At 38.5% G+C, this 2,787-nt stretch carries 2 protein-coding genes; both read right to left on the bottom strand.

Annotated features, from left to right (window positions below; translation table 11 throughout):
• Positions 1-165: 165 nt before the first annotated feature.
• Positions 166-624 (bottom strand): hypothetical protein, encoded by a 459-nt coding sequence (locus tag ENL20_02815; GenBank protein HHE37487.1) that lies wholly within the window; start codon positions 622-624, stop codon positions 166-168.
• A gap of 190 nt (positions 625-814) precedes the next feature.
• Positions 815-2,353, bottom strand: coding sequence for an ATP-binding protein (locus ENL20_02810; GenBank protein ID HHE37486.1), 1,539 nt, complete (start codon positions 2,351-2,353; stop codon positions 815-817).
• Positions 2,354-2,787 lie beyond the last annotated feature (434 nt).

The following is a 2,787-nucleotide window of genomic DNA, read 5'->3' as shown; positions in this document are numbered from 1 at the left end:
TCAGAAGATTATATGTCAAGCACTTTCTCAAGAATTATAATTAAAATAGTTTAGCACCATATATTCTGAGGAATTTGAAAATAAAATCCCCATTTAATGCGGGTTTACGAATTTCGGAAGGGTGAAAAAGGGCGAGATGTGTTTAATTGGAGTTATAAGTTAATCCTATTCCTCATCCCAATCTGGATATTGCTCCAGTGATCTTCCTACAGATTTTGTTACTTGCGGTTTTATTTTCTTGTTTTGGGATTCCTGAACATCTATAAGCTGCGTAATAAATCTCCAGCTATCACCATAATCAAAAAAGAAAAGCATTTTCTTTTTGGGCTGATTATAAACTTCACCTACCAATATACCTTTTACACCAGGAAACCTATCTGAATCTCCTGTATCAGCAAAAAGCTCATAACCTTCCCCAGAACGATAAATGTCTTTCATATTATCATAGAATCCAAAACAATGATCCATATCGAAATCAAATGAATTCAAAATTGCTTCTGCAAGTTTATACAAACTATCACTTCCATCAATTGCAATAACTCGATACGGAGATCCTCGAACTCTCAATGAAAAGTCACTTAAAGTTACTTTAATCTGGTAAATATTTATCAAATTTTTCTCCATTATTTGGATTTGCTTCGTCTGCGAAGTGTGGAGCGAAAACAAAACGACCGTCAGTTGAAATTCGCAATTCTCAAATCTGCAAGAAGTGACTCGCTGCGAAGCGTGAGTGGAAAATAAAACCTTCAGCACACACTCCAGCAATCCTCGAATCACACTCGTTCTTCACTGCGATTCAAGTCTTGCTCAAATCTCACTCCCAATACTTCCTATCCAGACTCCGATACTGAACCGCTTCACTGATGTGATTCGCTTTGATATCTTCACTTCTTTCCAGATCGGCAATTGTTCTCGACACTTTCAGGATACGATCATACGCTCTCGCGGAAAGTCCCATTTTTTCCATTGCCCTTTTAAGCAGGTCTTTACTTTCGGAATCCAGTTCGCAGTATTTTCTGATCTGCTTGGGATTCATCTGAGAATTGCTATAAATCCATTCTTTTTCAAATCTTTTTAGTTGTGTATCCCGCGATTGATTCACTCGTTCTCTGATTTTTTCAGATCTTTCTCCGGTCGGTAATCCGCTTAATTCATCATATTTTACAGCCGGAACTTCGATATGGATATCGATCCTATCGAGAAGAGGACCTGAAATTCGAGAACGATATCGTTGAATATTGGCAATGGGACAGGAACAAGTGTGACCCGGAACATTACTTCCGTAATATCCGCAGGGACAGGGATTCATGGAAGCGACCATCATAAATTTTGCAGGAAATTCCAGGCTTTGAGTTGCTCGGGAAATCGTTACAACTTCATCTTCAAGAGGTTGACGCAGCACTTCCAGAACCGATTTCTTGAATTCAGGGAGTTCATCCAGAAACAATACTCCATTATGCGAGAGCGAGACTTCCCCCGGTTTGGGATAACTTCCTCCTCCAATCAAGGCAACATCACTGATCGTGTGATGCGGAGAACGGAAAGGACGATGAGTAACGATTCCTTTTTTATCATTCGTGAAACCAGCAACGGAATGGATTTTAGTTGTTTCCAGGGATTCTTCCAAAGTCAATTCAGGAAGGATTGTCGGAATGCGTTTTGCCAGCATTGTTTTTCCCGATCCGGGAGGTCCGATCATCAAAACATTATGCGCTCCGGCTGCAGCCACTTCCAATGCTCTCTTAATATGAAACTGTCCTTTCACATCGAACATATCTTCTTGAGTCTCGTGGAGTTGTTTGAAAATTTCCGATTTATCTACTTTATAGGTTTCAATCTCGATTTTCCCTTCCAGGAAATTCACTGCTTCATTAAGGGAAGTAACCGGATAAACATTCAATTCATCGATGATAGCAGCTTCTTTAGCGTTTTCAAAAGGTAGAACCAATCCATCGAGTCCAGCTTTCCAAGCGGCAATTGCGATCGGCAAAATCCCGCGGATCGGTCGCAAATTGCCGTCAAGGGACAATTCTCCCACAAAAGCATATTTTTCTAAATCTGTAGATTTCATCTGATTGAGAGCAGAAACAAGAGCAAGTGCAGTTGGAAGATCAAGAGCGACACCATCTTTTTTGATGTCAGCGGGAGCAAGATTTACCGTATAATTATGAGTTGGAAATCGAAAACCGGAATTTTTTATAGCTGCAGAAACTCTGTCCCGACTTTCTTTCACAGAATTCGACGGTAATCCGACAATCGTGAATTTTGCTAAGCCACCTTTAACATCAGCTTCAATTATAACTTTCTGGGCATCTATCCCTTGAATCGCAAAAGAAATTGTTCTGCCATACATTTATTTCTCCTCTCTAATTTTTTACAACAAACGAGAACGAAAAAACATTTTTCTTCTCATTCCTCCGAAAACTTCTATTCATTCCTGAATTGTATTTGTGAATGCAATTGTTTGAAAAGTTTCACTTTGTTAATCCATATTTTTTCTGATTCCTGTTCCAACCATTGCGAAGGTCGAATGAAAGAATTCTTATGTATATTATCATTAGTAAGGTTTTTTATCACAATCAGGAATGATGGTGTTATTTAAAGATTTTCTCTAATCAAATCTTTCGCAAATTCCAAAACTGTATCGATCATTCTTTTTGTATCTTCCGGTTTTTGTTTCACTTCATAATCCGGAAAGACTCCTTTTCCATCATCAAATCCACCCGGACGGACAAAATATTTATAAGAAACTCCAAAATTTAAATTAGAATTAGGCATAGTAAAATC

The organism is Candidatus Cloacimonadota bacterium, assembly GCA_011372345.1.
Lineage (GTDB): Bacteria > Cloacimonadota > Cloacimonadia > Cloacimonadales > TCS61 > DRTC01.
The sequence above is the reverse complement of the archived record's forward strand: the minus strand, read 5'-3'. Positions and strand labels throughout refer to the sequence as shown.